At 51.7% G+C, this 17874-nt stretch carries 14 protein-coding genes and 1 pseudogene; 14 read left to right on the top strand and 1 reads right to left on the bottom strand.

Annotation, left to right across the window (positions count from 1 at the left end; genetic code table 11):
• The first annotated feature begins 126 nt into the window (after positions 1-126).
• From AC0LWM_RS03240 to AC0LWM_RS03215, 6 genes are all read left to right on the top strand, one after another.
• Positions 127-765 carry a helix-turn-helix transcriptional regulator gene (locus tag AC0LWM_RS03240; RefSeq protein WP_474673546.1) on the top strand — a complete coding sequence of 213 codons (639 nt, stop codon included), beginning with the start codon at positions 127-129 and terminating at the stop codon, positions 763-765.
• Between the two features lie 9 nt (positions 766-774).
• The gene (locus tag AC0LWM_RS03235; RefSeq protein ID WP_474673450.1) at positions 775-1584 is read left to right on the top strand and encodes a pyruvate, water dikinase regulatory protein; all 810 of its coding nucleotides are present in this window, start codon (positions 775-777) and stop codon (positions 1582-1584) included.
• 34 nt (positions 1585-1618) lie between these two features.
• Complete coding sequence (gene glpX / locus AC0LWM_RS03230) at positions 1619-2596, top strand: class II fructose-bisphosphatase (RefSeq protein WP_474673449.1); 978 nt, start codon at positions 1619-1621, stop codon at positions 2594-2596.
• Between the two features lie 217 nt (positions 2597-2813).
• Positions 2814-3176 carry an ArsR/SmtB family transcription factor gene (locus AC0LWM_RS03225; protein WP_474673448.1) on the top strand — a complete coding sequence of 121 codons (363 nt, stop codon included), beginning with the start codon at positions 2814-2816 and terminating at the stop codon, positions 3174-3176.
• A 15-nt stretch (positions 3177-3191) separates the two neighbouring features.
• Positions 3192-5333, top strand: coding sequence for a YhgE/Pip family protein (locus AC0LWM_RS03220; RefSeq protein WP_474673447.1), 2142 nt, complete (start codon positions 3192-3194; stop codon positions 5331-5333).
• Between the two features lie 68 nt (positions 5334-5401).
• Positions 5402-6526 carry an ROK family transcriptional regulator gene (locus AC0LWM_RS03215; protein WP_474673446.1) on the top strand — a complete coding sequence of 375 codons (1125 nt, stop codon included), beginning with the start codon at positions 5402-5404 and terminating at the stop codon, positions 6524-6526.
• A gap of 949 nt (positions 6527-7475) precedes the next feature.
• On the opposite strand, the gene AC0LWM_RS03210 is transcribed toward AC0LWM_RS03215, so the two are convergent.
• Positions 7476-8378 carry a transposase gene (locus AC0LWM_RS03210; protein ID WP_474673445.1) on the bottom strand — a complete coding sequence of 301 codons (903 nt, stop codon included), beginning with the start codon at positions 8376-8378 and terminating at the stop codon, positions 7476-7478.
• A gap of 446 nt (positions 8379-8824) precedes the next feature.
• On the opposite strand from AC0LWM_RS03210, the gene AC0LWM_RS03205 reads away from it, so the two are divergent.
• The 8 genes and pseudogenes from AC0LWM_RS03205 (at position 8825) to AC0LWM_RS03170 (ending at position 17826) form a co-directional block, all read left to right on the top strand.
• Positions 8825-10003 (top strand): ROK family protein, encoded by a 1179-nt coding sequence (locus AC0LWM_RS03205; RefSeq protein WP_474673444.1) that lies wholly within the window; start codon positions 8825-8827, stop codon positions 10001-10003.
• Complete coding sequence (locus tag AC0LWM_RS03200; protein ID WP_474673443.1) at positions 10000-10725, top strand: glucosamine-6-phosphate deaminase; 726 nt, start codon at positions 10000-10002, stop codon at positions 10723-10725. Before AC0LWM_RS03205 ends, AC0LWM_RS03200 begins: the two co-directional genes overlap by 4 nt.
• A 144-nt stretch (positions 10726-10869) precedes the next feature.
• On the top strand, positions 10870-11829 hold the full coding sequence (locus tag AC0LWM_RS03195; RefSeq protein WP_474673442.1) for an aldo/keto reductase: 960 nt from the start codon (positions 10870-10872) through the stop codon (positions 11827-11829).
• Between the two features lie 28 nt (positions 11830-11857).
• Positions 11858-13177 carry an ABC transporter substrate-binding protein gene (locus AC0LWM_RS03190; RefSeq protein ID WP_474673441.1) on the top strand — a complete coding sequence of 440 codons (1320 nt, stop codon included), beginning with the start codon at positions 11858-11860 and terminating at the stop codon, positions 13175-13177.
• Positions 13178-13246: 69 nt separating this feature from the next.
• Entirely contained in the window at positions 13247-14143 is an 897-nt protein-coding gene (locus tag AC0LWM_RS03185) for a carbohydrate ABC transporter permease (protein ID WP_474673440.1), read from the top strand.
• A gap of 15 nt (positions 14144-14158) precedes the next feature.
• Positions 14159-15010, top strand: a complete 852-nt coding sequence (locus tag AC0LWM_RS03180) for a carbohydrate ABC transporter permease (protein WP_474673439.1) — start codon at positions 14159-14161, stop codon at positions 15008-15010.
• A 19-nt stretch (positions 15011-15029) separates the two neighbouring features.
• A complete protein-coding gene (locus AC0LWM_RS03175) occupies positions 15030-15800 on the top strand; it encodes a sugar phosphate isomerase/epimerase family protein (protein WP_474673438.1) in 771 nt (256 codons plus the stop codon).
• Between the two features lie 80 nt (positions 15801-15880).
• Positions 15881-17826 (top strand): annotated as a pseudogene (locus tag AC0LWM_RS03170) (3D-(3,5/4)-trihydroxycyclohexane-1,2-dione acylhydrolase (decyclizing)).
• Positions 17827-17874: the final 48 nt, after the last annotated feature.

The raw sequence follows: 17874 nt of genomic DNA, 5'->3' as shown, positions 1-17874 counted from the left end.
CCATTGGATATGGTTTTCATGACGCTTAGATCAATTTTTAAAATCTATATATTGCGTCATATTTAATTTTATGATACATCTTATATAAGAAAAAATTCAGATCGAAGCCTTTGAGGAGGTGCCCCAATCGAACTAACATCGCGTCAACTTGAAATTATTGAGCTTGTTAAGCGGCATGCCCCGATAACGGGCGAACAAATCGCCGAGATGCTCGGCATTAGCCGCCCGACGATACGCTCCGACTTATCGCTGCTCGTAATGCTCGGCTTGATTGATGCCAAGCCGAAGGTCGGTTATTTTATCGGCCAGAAAATGAACACCGAAGATCGCTTCGCCTCCAAGCTGCGGGAGATGAAAGTGAAAGAGGTTCAAGGCGTTCCGGTTGTTGTCACCGATACGGCCACGGTTAACGATGCGGTAATCGCTTTGTTTCTCGAAAATGTAGGAAGCCTTGTTATTACGGACCAAGACGGATCCCTGAAGGGGATCGTTTCACGCAAAGATTTGCTGAAGGTGACGCTCGGCAATGCCTCCGCACCGTCGATGCCGATCAGTCTCGTCATGACGCGCGAGCCGAACATTATTTCCGTAACTCCGGAAGACTCCGTGCTCGAAGCGGCAAGAAAGCTCGTTCATCATCAGATCGATGCGCTGCCCGTAGTAAGGAAGAAAATATTGCCAAATGGCAGCGAAATTAACGAAATCGTCGGCAGAATCACTAAAACGACGATGACGGCTCTGCTGCTGGACATCATGCATGAATAGGGAGTTGGGATGTTGACAGACTATCAGCAACATATGATTTACATATGCTCCGATTCGACCGGCGAGACGGCGGAGGCAGTCGCGCGGGCAACGATGCGTCAATTCGCATTCGAGCATATGAAAATGAAACGATTCGGCCATTTGAAGCACGAGGAAGAAATCCGCAGCATGATGCTCGAAGCGGCGGAGACCGGCGGCGTTGTCGCTTATACGCTCGTTCAGCCGGAGCTTCGCGAATTTATGCGCGAGGAAGCGGTCCGCAGCGGCGTGCGGGCGGTAGATTTGCTTGGGCCGATGATGCAGGCCGTCGTGGATACGTTTCACGATTCGCCTAAACGTCAGGTTGGCTTAATGCAGGAGATGGATGCCGCTTATTTCAAGCGGATCGAAGCGATTGAATTTGCCGTCAAATTCGATGACGGCAAAGACGCGCGGGGGCTGCTGCAGGCTGAAGTCGTGTTGATCGGCGTATCACGGACGTCCAAGACGCCGTTAAGCGTGTTTCTCGCGCATAAAGGAATCAAAACCGCTAACCTGCCTCTGATGCCCGAGGTGAAGCCACCGGCCGAACTTATATCCTCACCGGGAAGGCTCATTGTGGGGCTTACGATGACGGAGGAGCACTTGTTAAAAATCCGCACGGAAAGGCTCAGAGCGCTAGGTTTGCCCAATACGGCCAAATATGCGACCGTTCAACGCATTCAGGAAGAATTGAATTATGCTCATGGACTGATGAAAGAGCTGGGCTGTCCGATTATTGACGTTACCGATAAAGCAATTGAGGAAACCGCCGGAATTATCATGAGTTATTTGGCTTAATGCATTCTGATCCGATGAAAGGGGTTTTTCCCGAATGGAACGAGAATTAGCGCTGGAAGTTGTACGGGTAACGGAATTAGCGGCGTTGGCGTCGGCACCTTGGATGGGACGCGGGGATAAGAACTCGGCCGACGGTGCCGCAACGACCGCCATGCGGACGATGTTCGATTCCGTTTCGATCCGTGGTACGGTCGTCATTGGCGAAGGCGAGATGGACGAAGCGCCGATGCTGTATATCGGCGAGCAGGTTGGCAGCATGCAGGGACCTGAAGTCGACGTCGCCGTCGATCCGCTCGAAGGAACCGAAATCGTCGCCAAAGGATTGAACAATGCGCTGTCGGTAATTGCGATTGCCGATAAAGGAAATCTGCTGCACGCGCCGGACATGTACATGGAGAAATTGGCGGTAGGACCTGCCCTGGCCGGCAAGCTGAGTATTCTGGATCCCATGGATGTAACGCTGAAAAAAGCGGCTGCGCACTTGGGCAAAAATGTAGCAGATCTGACGGTCATGATTCTGGACCGTGTCCGCCACGAAACATTAATACGAACGCTGCGCAAAGTGGGCGTTCGGATCAAGTTTTTGAGCGATGGGGATGTTGCGGGCGCGATTGCACCGGCTTTCCCGGAGGCGGGGATCGACTTGTACGTCGGCTCCGGCGGCGCTCCGGAAGGTGTATTGGCCGCGGCGGCGCTCAAATGTCTAGGCGGAGAGCTGCAGGGCCGGCTGATGCCGGCAGACGGCACCGAATATGAACGTTGTCTCGCCATGGGCATTCAGGATCCGTACCGTGTACTGACGATGTCCGATATGGTCGGTGACGACGATGTCATTTTTGCGGCAACGGGCGTAACGCCCGGCGAATTTCTCGGAGGCGTCCGTTATTTGCCGGATCAACGGGCGGAGACGCATTCGCTGGTCATGCGCGCCAAAACAAAGACAATCCGCTTCATCAAGACATTGCATTATTTGCCGAATAAACCATTGCCCGGCGAAAACGGCAACGGCTAATCATAAGCGACGGCTCATGGACAGAACCCTGGCGAGGGGCTGGATATGAGCCGTTTTTTTTTGAGAAAAAGGAATAAACAAGCGAAGAATAGGCATTCATAAGCGTAATGGAAAAAAATTTAAAAAGGAGGCTTGAAATTATCGTCGTGTTTTTATATACTGTCATTAGTTTAAATGTTTAAACCAATGAACGATTGAATGCGAGGTGGAATTATACATGTATCATGACATTGGTGATGCAAGCGTACCGACGGATAAAGGCTGGGAGAAAAGCTTGGAATTGTTTAAAGAGTGCATTCCGTTATTTCAATCATTAGGCGATCCTTGCAGGCAGAGCATTATCGTGACGCTTGCGGAGCACGGAGCTTTGAATGTCAAGCAAATAACGGAGCATTCGCATCTTTCCCGCCCGGCAATATCGCACCATCTGAAAATTTTGCGACAGGCCGGTCTTGTGACAGTAGAGCAGCGCGGAACGGAAAATCTGTACCGGCTCATCATACGGGATGCGATGAAACAAATGAAGCTTTTGATTGCAACAATCGAAAATGAAGTGTTTTTTGACCCTAAAGACAGCTAAAGAGGTGGCAAGACGATGAAACGAACGAAACAAGCTGCAGCATGGATGCTGCAGGAGTGGAAGGAACTGGCGAAAAATCCGAAGATCATGATTGCCCTCTTCGGGATGCTGCTAGTCCCTGTATTGTACAGTGCAACATACCTATGGGCATTTTGGGACCCTTATGGACATTTGGAGAGACTGCCTGTTGCTGTCGTCAACTCGGACAAAAGCGTCGTATACGACGGCAAAACCTATTCAATCGGCAAAGATTTGGAGGATAACTTACGCGAGGACCCCGGCTTTGATTGGCATTTCACGGACCTGGAGGATGCGAGGAAAGGTCTGGCCGACAACCGCTACTATATTCTCATCGAAATTCCGGAAAACTTCTCCTCGAATGCAACGACCCTAATGGAAAACCAACCGCAACCGCTGACCCTATATTATACGGCCAATACCGGTTATAACTACATCGCTTCGCGGATTGGAGAAAGCGGAGTCGCCAAGATCAAGGAAGAGCTTTCGAAGAAATTAATCGAAAATTATTCGGAATCGATTTTTTCGGGCATAACCGAAATGGCTGACGGCATGAAAAAAGCGAGTGACGGAGCTAACGATTTGAAAGATGGCGCCGCTAAGCTATCGGACGGCACAGGCGATCTGCTCTCGACGCTTCAGGAAAAAAATCCGCAAATCCGGGAGCTGGCCGACGGGGCTGCGGCAATCGGCACGAGCGCCAAGAAGCTGGCGGATGGCGCGAAGCAGCTGGATTCGGGCTTCAAGGCGATTCGCGACGGTGTCGTCGCCGCGGAGAAAGGAACGAAGCAGTTGAATGACGGTGCGTCACAACTGGCTCAAGGCGCAGGCAATCTGCAGCAGGGAATCGGCCAGTTCGGCTACGGATTGGCGAAAGCAGCCGATGGAGCAAGCAAGCTCGCTCCAGGCATTGGGCAACTGAGCGATTCTGCTAACAAGCTTAGCACGGGCGCGGGTCAGTTGGAGCAGCTAGCGGCGGCGATTATGCAGAAGCACCCTGACTTGGCGGACGATAGCGACTTGAAGGCTTTGGTGCAAGCGAGCAAGCAATTGGCGGGCGGTACTAAGCAGTTAGCCGACGGCGCAGGCCAGTTAAACGGCGCGGCTACCCAATTGTCCGGCGGGCTCGATACGCTGAGCGACAAGCAGAAGCTGCTCGAGCAAGGCGCAGCCGACCTTAAGGCAGGCAGCAGCAAGCTGGCGGCGGGCGCGAGCCAAGCGAATCAAGGATTAGGCAAGCTGACCCAGGGAGCAAACACGTTTAACGATAAGATGGGAGAGTTGTCGAGCGGCAGCGGGCAATTGTCCGCAGGTGCGCAGAAGCTGTCAACCGGCGTCGCTAGCGTCGCAACCGGTTGGACGGATATGATTGATGGCGTGAAAAAGCTCGACGACGGGCAAAAAACATTGTTCGACGGCACCAAAGAGCTAAGCGACAAGCTGGCGGAGGGTGCGACAAAAGCGGCGGATATTCACGCCAGCCAACAAACGTATGAAATGCTGTCCAATCCGGTACACGTCGATGAGAAGCCATTCCATCCGGTGCCGAATTACGGCACGGCGTTGGCGCCGTATTTTCTCTCATTAAGCTTGTTCGTCGGGGCGTTATTGCTGACGACCGTATTCCCGCTCACCGAAACGAAACGGCTTGCGGTTACGCCGTTCAGTTGGTTTTTGAACAAATTCGTCGTATTGTGCGGCGTCGGCGTTCTGCAAGCTTTGATCGCTTCGTTTGTGCTCTTGTATGGACTCGGCGTCGAGACGCAAAGCAATTCACGTTTCATTTGGTTTGCAATTCTTGTTAGTCTCACTTTTATGGCGATGATTCAATTCCTCGTCTCGGCATTCAAAGACGTGGGCCGGTTTATCGGCATCATCCTGCTCGTATTGCAGCTGACAGGCAGCGCGGGAACGTATCCGCTCGAGCTTGTGCCGCAGCTGTTGCAAAATATTCACGCCTATTTGCCGATGACCTATGCGGTTAATGGCTTCCGAGCTATCATTTCCTCAGGCGATTTCAGCGCATTGACAAACGATGTAGTGGCGCTTGCAATATTCGCAGTAGTATCGATCGCATTGTCGATCGTCACCTTCACGGTCAAGCTAAGAAAAAGCTCAAAGCTTGCCGAAGCTGTTTAAATCTGATATACATGAACATAGAGTTCGTTTGATGAGATAACAAACAGTAAGAGGGGAAAACGGGGGAAATGAAAAAAGCCCATCTCGAATTGATCAAAAAAATGAACCGTGATCTCGTCCTGGATACGATTCGCGCCGAGCAGCCGATCAGCCGGGCGAAAGTAGCGGCGCAGCTCGGTCTGAGCCGCTCCACGGTTTCATCGATCGTCGACGAGCTGATTGCCAAAAAGTTCGTAGTCGAAACAGGGCTGGGAAGCTCGACGAAGGAAGGCGGAAGACGGGCGATCGAGCTCGGGTTCAATCCAAAATCGGGTTACGGCGTCGGCGTCGAGATTGAAGCGAAGAGTCTGCTGATCTGTATCGCCGATCTTGACGGAGGGGTTGTATTCCAGCAAAAAACGGAAGCGGAGCCGACGTTCCAAACGATATACAGCTATATCTTGCACTGCTTAGAGCAAGCGGCTGTGCCGATGGAGCAAGTGATCGCAATCGGTTTTTGCATCCCTGGATTAACCGACAGCGTTGCGGGTATCGTCGTTGACGCGCCGGAGATGAGCTGGAAGAACGTCCATTTTATTGCCGAAATGAAACGATATCTAGATAAACCACTGTATATCAACAACGATGTCAACTGCGCCGCGCTGGCGGAGAGATGGCTCGGGGCAACCCGCAATGTCGACGATTTCGTCTATATTTCGATCGGCATGGGCGTAGGAAGCGCAATTGTCGCCAATGGCGAACTGGTGCAGGGAAAAGATTTTATGGCAGGCGAAATCGGCTATTTCTTGCTGGAGGAAGATTTATTCCATAAGCAGGTCAACAAGTTAGGCGACTTTGGCGTATTTGACAAAAAAATCTCCGGACAGGCGCTGGAGCAATACGCCGATTCGGTGGAAGCTTTATTCGCGGAATACGAGCAAGGGATCGAACAGTCCGTTCGGGTGCTTCATCGTTTCGCCAACCATCTGTCGATCGGCATCGCCAACGTCGTCAGCCTGCTGAACCCGGAGAAGGTAATCATCGGCGGTGAAGTGGCTCGTTTCATGGCACCGATGCTGGACGAGATCCGCGGTTCGGTCGCCTCCATAACGCCAATCCGATCAACGATCGAGCTAGCCGAAATCGGCGAGCAATCCGGCGCGCTTGGCGTCATCGCTTACGCATATGATCAGGTCCGCGATGTAATGCTATAACGCGGCATGCTCCAAAACCCGGCATCTCCAAAACCCAGCATTCTCCAAAACCCGGCAGTCCTAAAGGATTGCCGGGTTTTTTACATGTTCGGTTTCGCCTTTATTTCTCTTGTTGTTAATAGATCACAGCTCGCCATTTGTTCCAAATAAAGGAATAAATGGCGAGCTGGTGCGTAACTGTTCGCCCCTCTTCGTCTTTTGTCGATATCCCATTCACTCAGGAAAGAGATTCGGATGTAATAGTGTGCATCTAGTTCTCACGTGCGACAAAGTAAATTGCCCACAGACTCAATGTCAAAAGTATAATACTATAAAAAAATAAACAGACAGGTTACATACATAATAAATTATGGGTTAAACAAATCAGAACGTGAGGTAATTCGCAAAGCGGATCGTGTAAGCCGATCGCAAAGCGAATCGTAATCATAATCGTAAAAGTAGCACGCAAAGCGCACGCAAAGCAGATCGCAAAGTAGATCGCAAAGCAGATCGCAAAGTAGATCGCAAAGCAGATCGCAAAGCAGATCGCAAAGCAGATCGCAAAGCAGAACGCAAAGCAGATCGCAAAGCAGAACGCAAAGTAGATCGCAAAGCAGATCGCAAAGCAGATCGCAAAGCAGAACGCAAAGCAGATCGCAAAGCAGAACGCAAAGCAGAACGCAAAGCAGAACGCAAAGTAGATCGCAAAGCAGATCGCAAAGCAGAACGCAAAGCAGCTCGCAAAGCAGCTCGCAAAGCAACTCGCAAAGCCGACCGCAAAACAGATTACAAAGCAGATCTCAAAAAGGATTGTAAGCAGAGCAAAGCGGATCGGATTGCAAGAGGTAAAGCGAATCGTAAATAAAAATCGTAATACAAATCGTAAAGCGAAATATAAAGAAAACAGTAGATAAAATAAAGCTATATTGCAATGCAAATTGTAAAGTGAATATCACTAAACAACGCATCGCTAGGAAGCGATCGGGTATCGGTGGATATGGGAAAGTCGCAACTTAGAGCTCCGGCCTGTAAGAGTTGAATACGTTATTGTTCGGGAGACCATGCAGCTTTGAAAAAGCTTATGCAGCAAGGACTTCTTATTGTTAATCATAAAGCAATACTGATCAAGATAAGCTTGTAGATGTTTGCAGCCGATACCACGGAACAAGCATGCGATCCACTGTTCTGCATTCTGTGCTATATGAATCAACGAACGATTCAAACCGCGCCCCATGCGGCGAGAAACAATGGTATCTATTGCAGCATCGGGCTCAATATGACGACGAATAAAACGATCAACAGCGAAAGGAGAATAGCGACTTAGTATCGTCTCTTTCGATTGTTGTTCCATTTTGACCCGGGCGATTGCTCCGTTCTTGTCCTCCGAAGCGCCGATCAGAAGCGGTTGCTCTTGCTTTTCCCAACTAAAATGAGGCACCATTCTTCGTGCATAGATTGCCTCTGAAACACGAACTAGTCCCTTTAAGAGTTCATTAGACTCCGCCTGGGACATAGCATGTCGAAGCTTATGGCAGATAAGCCAAGCCGTCTTATAGGTGACTCCGATTATTTGGGACAACTGAACTGCATTTACGCTCTGGGGCTGCGCATGCAGGAAAATAGCCTGAAACCATCGACGCAAAGAAGTGCGGCTGCCTTCCATAACTGTGCCGGCAATAAGTGAAGTTTGAGTTTTACAAGCTTGGCACTCGAATAAAGGGAGTTTACGGGTCGAAATGACATAGGCGCGAGTATGCCGACACCGGGGACATTGGAATCCCTCGGGCCATCTCATGCCGAATAAAGCTTTCACGCATGTTTCTTCCTTATCAAATAAACCGATGAAACATTCGAAAGACATCTGCTCGGACATCAGAACACCCCACCAATAATTAGCATAAACAGAACATGTGTTTGCTTAATTTTACCGAACATTAGTTCTCGAGTCAACCGGTTTTGATAAAAAAATGATGAAAATTTTTCATTACTTCGTGCTGGTAGCATGAATTTCTTGGAACTGATGAAGTAGAATCATACGTTCCTGAACGAGCGGGATATCGACATAAAAGGAAGGAGGAAAAGAGTAATGTCACATGGTGTAAAATTATGTAAAACCGATATTAATGCGAAACGTGAATGTATTTTCTGTATACTTTGGTTTGCTTGTGGGTGTGACGACACCAGGGGTTTCCTGAACATATCACGAACCTTCTGTTTCCAGCATTTGAAAAAATATTTTTCGTTGACGACTCCTTTGAAATAAATTATATTGTTTTTAGTTAGTTTTATAACAAAACAAACAAACTGGAGTTACTCAAGATGACCAACAATAACACGATTCATGGCTCGGAAACGAAATCGCGTTCGGCTACGAATTCGAATGTTACTGCGAACGCGAATGCGATTTCGAATGTAGCAAATGCGATTGCGAATTCGACTGCGAATTCGACTGCGAATTCGAATGTGACTGCGAACGCGAACGCGAATGCGATATCGAATGTAGCAAATGCGACTGCAAACGCGAATTCGACTGCGAAAAATTCGACTGCGAACGCGACTGCGAATTCGACTGCGAATTCGACTGCGAATGCAACAGCGAACGCGAATTACAGTATTGGCGTTGATATCGGCGGGACGAAAATGCTGATTCATATTGCCGATTTGCAAGGGGCTACCGTTTATAAGAAAAAAGTGGCTGCGACGACCAATTATAAGGCCATTCGCGATCAGATCGGCGAATGCTTGAACGCCGCGTCGATTACGATGGATCAGGTTGCTGCGATTGGTTTTGGCGTACCGGGTATAACCGACAGTGTCGCGGGAATCGTGATCGAAGCTCCGGCGTTTCATTGGACGAATGAACCGTTTCTCGCGAACATGCAGCCTTATTTTGACAAGCCCGTGTTCGTTAATAACGATGTGAATTGCGCCGCGCTTGGCGAACGATGGAAGGGGGCTGCGCAGGGGACGGGGGATTTTGTTTTTATCGCGATCGGTACCGGCGTCGGCAGCGCTATCGTGACGAACGGCTTGCTTGTGCAAGGGAGCAATTTTATGGCAGGGGAAATTGCTTATATGGTCGTTGACGAAGATACGGTCCGCAATGAATCGAACGCATTCGGAGAGTTCGGGGTGTTCGAGAAAAAAACTTCGGGCGTCGCCCTTTCGCAGCATGGCGTTTCGGCGCAGGAGCTGTTCGTGCGATACGGGCAGGGTGAGGCGCAAGCGATGCGGATCATCGAACGGTTCGTCGCCGATCTATCCATCGGCATTGCGAATATCGTCAGCTTGCTGAATCCGCAGAAGATCATCGTCGGCGGTGGTGTATCCCGTTCGATGCCGGTTGTGCTTGAGCAGATCCAGGCGGCTGTGGCCAGGTTGACGCCGGTTCCGGCAACGATCGAATTGTCCGCATTGGGCGAAGATTCCGGCGCCATCGGTGCCGCGGCATTTGCTTTGGAGCAAGCAGGATATTGGAAAGGAGTGGCGATAGGATGAAGACGATCGTCAGCGCAAATTATGAAGAAATGTCCGAGAAAGCGGCAAGCCTGATCATCGAATATGTCAATCGAAAGCCTGATGCGCTCATTTGTTTGGCCGCGGGCAGCACGCCGCTTGGCACGTTCGCCACTTTAAGGGAAGCTGCCTGGCAAGGGGCGGTGAGCTTTGAATCCTGCAAGTTCGTCAGCTTGGACGAATGGGTCGGATTGGACGGCTCGACAGAGGGAAGCTGCCGGCAAACGTTGTATGACCATTTTTTTGCGCCGCTTGCGATTCGCGAAGATCAAATTCAATTTTTCGACGGTATGAGCAGCGACTTGCAAGGTGAATGCGACAAGATGGACGCGTTTATTTCCAATCACGGCAAGGTTGATTTGTTCTTGCTTGGCGTCGGTATGAACGGTCATCTTGGCTTTAACGAGCCGGGGGTAAGCTTCGAATTGTTATCGCATGTAATCGATTTGGACGCGGTTACGAAAACGGTTTCGGTCAAATATTTCGAAGAGCAGAAAGACTTGAAACAAGGGATTACGATCGGCATCGGACATATGATGAAGGCCGAAACGGTGATTGTGATTGCCGACAGCAGCAAGAAGGCGGACATTATCGCCAAGTCGTTCCAAGGCGAAATAACGAATGAAGTACCGGCTAGCGCCTTACAACAGCATCCGAACGTTTTCCTATGTTTGGATGAGTCGGCGGCACGCCTAATGAATTGACGAATGTAACCGTTTGCTGTACATTTAGCTTTAGTTAGTTTTAATAAAAAACAAACAAACAATATTTACTAATAATAAGCTTAAGTTATTCGCGAAAATGCAAACACTTGGTAATAGAAAATATTTTTCGGAGGAGGAGACTTCATGAAATACATCACAGTCCAAGGAACGGCTGCAGGCAAGACCGTCGAGAAAGCGTGTTCACAGCTGATCATGGGTTCGGGCGATTTTTTGCGGCCGGACAATATGGAGCAGGTGGGCCGGATGCTCGATGCCTTTCTTCAAGTCGGCGGCAATACGTTCGATACCGCCCACCAATATATCGGCAGCGAGGTTGCACTAGGCCAATGGATATCGCAGCGAGGCAATCGCAGCAAAATCAACATTTTGACGAAGGGTGCTCATCACGATGACGGCGAGCCCGGCCCGCGCGTAAATCCGAGGGCGATCGCCCATGATTTGATGGAAAGTTTGGAGCGGCTGCAAACCGATTACGTTGATTTGTATGCGCTTCATAGAGACGATCCGAGCGTTGAGGTCGGGCCGATTATGGAAGCGCTCAACGAACATATCGCCGCAGGGCGCATCCATGCGATCGGCGCTTCGAACTGGACGCACGGGCGCATACAAGAAGCTAACGAGTATGCCGCTGCGCATGGATTGATCGGCTTTACGTTCGATAGCCCGAACTTAAGCCTCGCCAAATGCCGGGTGCCGCGCTGGGCGGGCTGCGTCTCGGCGGATCAGGCGGCATGCGACTGGCATACGGCGAATCAGATGCCGCTATTGTCTTGGTCTTCTCAAGCGGGCGGATTTTTCTCGGGGCGGTTTTCGCCGGAGAAACGGGATAACGAAGAGATGGTTCAGGTGTATTATACACCCGAAAATTGGGAACGTTATCGCCGCACGCAATTGCTGGCGGAGCTGAAGCAGGTAACGCCGATTCAAATCGCACTCGCTTTCGTGCTGAACCAACCATTCCCGACGGCCGCGCTGATCGGTCCGGAAACGGAGCAGGAACTGTTGTCTTCCGTCAAAGGGGCTGAAATTCGTTTGACCGAAGAAGAAATTCGTTGGCTTGATTTGCTTTCCGATCAGAAATAATTAAACAAGGGTGAGGGGATCGATGATGATGAACAAGCTGAGGTTTACGGCAATTTTGATGGTCGTCGCAGCGATGTTGTTGGTCACGGCTTGCGGCAAAAGCGAAACAGGGGGAACCGGTGAAGGAGCGACAAGCGGGGAGAAGCAAGGCGCCAAGCCTCTGGACGGCATAACGATCAAGGCGATTACTCCCGCGGATTTCGAGCAATATTTTGATAAGGTCGCACAGGAGTTCAATGAAAAAACAGGAGCGAATGTCGAGGTCGAAGCGGTCGCGTGGGACGACTTGATTACGAAGCTGACGAACTCGATGGTATCCGGCGGCACGACCTATGACGTCGTGATTGTGGACGACATCTATTTGGCAAAGTTCGCGGAAGCCGGGTGGCTGCAGCCGGTCGACAAGTATATGGACGACGTGTTAAAGAACGACCTGACGCCGTTTACTCAGCAATTAACGTCATACAAAGGGCATCATTATGGACTTCCTTGGTATTCCGCATGGAAAACGATGGCTTACAACAAAGAGATGCTGAAAAAAGCGGGATACGATCAGCCGCCGAAAACGTGGGACGAATTTATCAAAGTCAGCAAAGATTTGCAGCAAAAAGGGATCGTACAATACGCTTCCGCATGGAGCTGGACTCGGGCCGAGGCGTTAATGGCCGACTTCGTGCCGATCGTCGGTTCGATGGGCGGCAAAATGTTCGATGAGCAAGGCAATCCGGCGTTCAATAGCGAAAGCGGCGTTAAAGCGCTGCAAATGATGGTGGATATGATTCATAAAGACAAAATCGTCGATCCTTCCTCGATCCAATTTAATGAAGGCAATGTGGAGGAAGCGATGAGCGCGGGCAAAATCGCCTTCGAATTCCAATGGGGAATGCCTACGGTAACCCATAACGATACGACAAAATCGCAAGTGGCGAACCAGACGGATATGTTCCTGCTGCCAGCCGGGACGACGTCGGCTACGACTTCGACATCGGGGGTTCAAGGCATTTCGTACGGCAGCAAAAATCCAGAAGCCGCATGGGAGTTCATCAAATTTATGAATGGACCGGAAGGCACCAAGAGTCAGTTGAAGGAAACGGGTGGGACAAACGTATTCCCGGGCTATAAGAGCCTCATGGACGACCCCGAGGTAAAAAGCTTGCTGCCGGGCTTCGACACGGTCCTCAAGCAAGGGGAGTTCGGCATCGTTCGCCCTCAGGTCCCTTGGTACCAGGAATGGTCGGATATGATGCAGGTACAGCTCCAGCAAGCGCTGACTCAAAGCAAAACGCCGAAGCAGGCATTGGACGATGCGGCTGCGGAAACGTTAAAGCTGATGAAAAGCAACAAGTAACGATCGGTTGGAGCGGGTGGATGTCGTAACGTCTAGCCCGCTCCGGCTGTTCAAGGGAGGTTAATGACTGTGATCCAAGCGAAGAAGAGAATGTCGGAAAGCCGGTTCGCATTCTGGCTGCTGCTGCCGACGATTCTGCTGATGGTTGGACTGCTTCTCTATCCGTTTATTTATTCCGTATATTTGAGCTTCGTTGATTTGAACATCACGAAGCCGTGGATCGGCACTCAATTCGTCGGATTAACGAATTTTACCAAGACACTCGCCGACCCGGCTTTCTGGTCGAGCCTCAAAATTACCGTATACTTTTCGTTCTTCAGCGTTGCGGGGAGCTTGGTTCTTGGCCTCGCCGTCGCGTTGGTTCTGAACTTGAACTTTAAGCTGCGCGGGTTGTTCCGTTCGTTGCTGCTCGTGCCATGGGCCATCCCGCTTGTCATCGTGGGCATGATCTGGAAGCTGATTTTGCATCCGAACTACGGCGCATTAAACGGCTTGCTGACGCAAACGGGGATAATCGGACACAATATCGCTTGGTTAACGGAACCGGGATGGTCGTTCTTTATGCTTGTCGTAGCCGAGCTGTGGCGGTCGTTTCCGTTCGTCGCCCTGTTGTATTTGGCGGCGCTGCAAGCGATTCCGAAAGATTTGTACGAAGCGGCAAAAGTGGACGGCGCGGGTGTCTTTTCCAACTTCCGTCACATTACGCTTCCTTTTCTGCAGTCGGCTACGCTTGTTCTGCTCGTGCTTAGGACGATCGATGCGTTCCGGGCATTCGACCTGATCTTTGCCTTGACGAAGGGCGGCCCTGGCAACACGACGGAAATCGTCGGATTGTATTTGTACAAGCAAGGGTTTCAATTCACGAACTTCGGCACAAGCGCCGCAGGCAGTTATTTGGTGACGATCCTGATTCTCGTCCTCGTCTTTGTTTATGTGAAAGTATTCAAATTGAAGGATTTATCGTAAAGGGGGCGGGTAGCGTTGAAAAAAATATCTTCTCCTTTGCTCGGAAAAGTTGGAACTTACGCGGCGGTTTTGGCGGTCATGATATTTACGATGGCGCCTTTCCTATGGGTCTGTATTACTAGCATTTCCATTAACAAGGAAATTACGAGCATACCGGTACATTGGTTCCCGGATGCGCCGACGATGCAGAACTACGCGAAGGTCTTGTTCACCAAGTCGAACGTATCCGGGTACTTCACTTCCTTATCGAACAGTTTGATCGTGGCAGTGGTAACGACGGCGGTTTGCTTGCTGTTCGGATCGCTCGGAGCTTACGCGTTCGCGCGGCTGAACTTTCCGTTCCGCGACAAGTTCATTGTTTTCGTGTTGTTTACGCAGATGATTCCGGGGATTGCCGTATTGATCCCGATTTACATTATCTTTCGAGGCGTCGGGTTATTGGATACGAAGACGGCGCTCATTTTGTCGCAAATCGCATTTATTTTGCCTTTTATCATTTGGGTGATGCGCAGCTTTTTCTATTCGATACCGAAGGAGCTCGAGGACGCGGCGTTTATGGACGGCTTAGGCCGGTTCGGCACGTTGTTCCGGATTATTTTACCGGTCAGCACGCCAGGATTGTTCGCGACGGGGGTGTTCGCGTTCCTCAATTCGTGGAACGATTTCCTGACGCCGCTCATCCTGACGAGCACCGATCAAGCCAAAACGATGCCGGTGGCGATCAACGAATTTCTCGGCCGGTTTTCCGTCGACTACGGTTTGCTGTCGGCCGCGGGCATCGTCGGATTGCTGCCGCCGATCTTGATTTCGCTAATATTCCAGCGCTTCCTGATCGAAGGGCTGACGGCAGGCGCCGTTAAATCGTAACGGATGGAGACGAAAATTGATGAGACACAAATTTGCAGCTCAATTATACACGTTGGTTAATGAAGTAAAACAAGATTTTCCCGGCGTGCTGCGGACGCTGAAGCAAATGGGCTGGTCCGCGGTGCAAATCGACGGATTGCATGGCTATGCCGCGGAGGAAATTGCCGCCGTGCTGAAGGAAACGGGACTTAAAACAGCGGGGATGCATGTTGGCCTCGACCGGATGAACGGAGAGCTGGACGAGGTGCTGAGGGAAGCGCGGCTGTTTGGGACGACTGATTTCTTCTGCCACTATCTCGAGGACGAGATGCTGCATGTCGAAGGATATAAGCAGGCGAAGCGCGAGCTGCTGGAAGTCGGCGCTAAAGTGTCGCCGCAAGGCTTTCGGGTAGGCTATCACAATCATGACGTTGAGTTTCAAACCGTCGTAGACGGGCAGTATGCGCTGGATTATATACTCGAGCCGGTTGACGGAAGGTTCATCTATCCGGAGATCGACACGTATTGGGTGAAAAAAGCCGGCCTTGACCCGCTGGCTTACATCCGAAAATTCCCGCAGCGGATTCCGATTCTGCATCTGAAAGATATGACGAACGACGAGCGGGAGTTTTATGCCGAAATCGGCACGGGCTGCATCGATTTTGAACCGATTTTGCTGTGGGGCGAGCAGAACGGAGTTGAATATTACGCCGTCGAGCAGGACGAATGTCCCGGTAGCCCGTTCGACAGCCTGGAGCTCAGCTTGACAAACCTGATCCGGATGTCGGAGAAGCTGGGGCTCGGCAAATAGAGTAACGGCATGTCTAGCAAGAATGGCGATCTGACAGAATCGCGGTTGATTAGATAGTTTTACGGGAGGCAGGAGTTCGGATGAAGACGATACGTTTAACGATGGCGCAGGCGCTAATCGCTTTTTTGGACAATCAATACGTCAAGATCGACGGGGAAGAACGAAAGTTCGTCAAGGGCGTAATGGGCATATTCGGCCACGGAAACGTGACGGGCATCGGGGAAGCGCTCGAGCGCACGCCGGGAAATTTGCTGTTCATTCAAGGCAAAAACGAGCAAGGGATGGCGCATGCCGCGATGGCTTTCGCCAAACAGAAAAACCGGCTCGAAATATTCGCGTGCACGTCTTCCATAGGCCCCGGCGCGCTGAACATGGTTACGGCCGCCGCCACTGCGACGGTGAATCGCATTCCGGTGCTGTTCTTGCCGGGCGATATTTTCGCATGCAGGCAGCCCGATCCGGTGCTGCAGCAAATCGAGAACCCTGCCGACTATACGGTGTCGGCCAACGATGCGTTTAAGCCGGTGAGCAAATATTGGGACCGGATTTTGCGTCCGGAGCAGATCATGAGCTCGCTGATGNGGCCAACGATGCGTTTAAGCCGGTGAGCAAATATTGGGACCGGATTTTGCGTCCGGAGCAGATCATGAGCTCGCTGATGCAGGCGATGCGGGTATTGACCGATCCGGCCGATACCGGAGCGGTGACGCTGTCGCTGCCGCAAGACGTGCAGGCGGAAGCCTACGACTATCCGGCGGACTTCTTCGCGAAGCGCGTGCATGAGATCGATAGGCGGCCGATGTCTTTATCGGCCTGTGAGCGGGCGGTTCAGCTGATCGCCAGGAAGAAAAAACCGCTGATCATCGCCGGCGGAGGTGTCCATTATGCGCTCGCGACCGCTCCGTTGCGGCAGTTCTCGGAAACGTTCCGGATCCCGGTCGGCGTTACGCAAGCGGGCAAAAGCGCCTTGCCTTGGGACCATCCGCTCAACATGGGCGGCATCGGCGTCACCGGGACGCTGGCGGCGAACCGGTTGGCGAAGGAAGCCGATCTAGTCATCTGCGTCGGCACGCGGCTCAGCGATTTTACGACGGGCTCGAAGTCCGCGTTCCAAAATCCGGACGTCGAGTTCCTGCATATCAACGTGAATGCGTCCGACGCCGTCAAGCTATACGCGGTTTCGGTCGTCGCCGACGCCGGCGAAGCGCTGGTCGAGCTGACCGAGGCTCTGGAAGAGTTGAAATATTGTTCGGCGTACGAGAAGGACGAGCTGGACGCATTAAAGCAAGCTTGGGAGCGAGAAACGGATCGCCTGTATGCGCTTGAGTTGCCGGACGGACTGTCGCAAACGCGGGCGCTTGGCGTCATTAACGCATTCCTCGGTCCGCAGGACGTGATCGTGTGCGCAGCGGGCAGCCTGCCCGGCGACCTGCACCGGCTCTGGCGCAGCGGCGAGCCGAAGACGTATCATCTCGAATACGGCTTCTCCTGCATGGGCTACGAGGTGTCCGGTGCGTTTGGCGTGAAGCTGGCCGAACCTGATGGAGACGTTTATGCCATCGTCGGCGACGGCAGCTATCTCATGCTTCACTCCGAGCTGGTTACGAGCTTGCAGGAAGGACGCAAAATTACGGTTCTGCTGCTCGACAACAGCGGCTACCAGTGCATTCACAATTTGCAAAAGGGCCACGGCAGCGACGGCTTCGGCAACGAGTTTCGCTACCGCTCGGCGCAAACCGGGAAGCTCGACGGCGACTACATGCCGTTCGACTTCGCCGCGCATGCGCGCAGCATGGGCGCCGCCGCCTATACGGCACGGACCGCGGACGAGCTGCAGCGGGCGCTTGAGGCGGCCAAGCAAGAGACGGTCACCACATTGGTCGAGGTGAAGGTGCTTCCCGGGACGAATACGGCGGGTTATGAATCGTGGTGGCGGGTTGACGTCGCCGAGACGTCAGACAGCGTCAAGGTGCAAGAGGCGTACCGCGAATCGACGAAGCAGCTGGCCCAAGCGTTGAAGTGGTAGCGTGCAGCGTGAAGTGTGCAGCGTGCAGCGTGCAGCGTGCGGCCAGTG

The organism is Paenibacillus sp. sgz302148 (assembly GCF_056120465.1).
The sequence above is the reverse complement of the archived record's forward strand: the minus strand, read 5'-3'. Positions and strand labels throughout refer to the sequence as shown.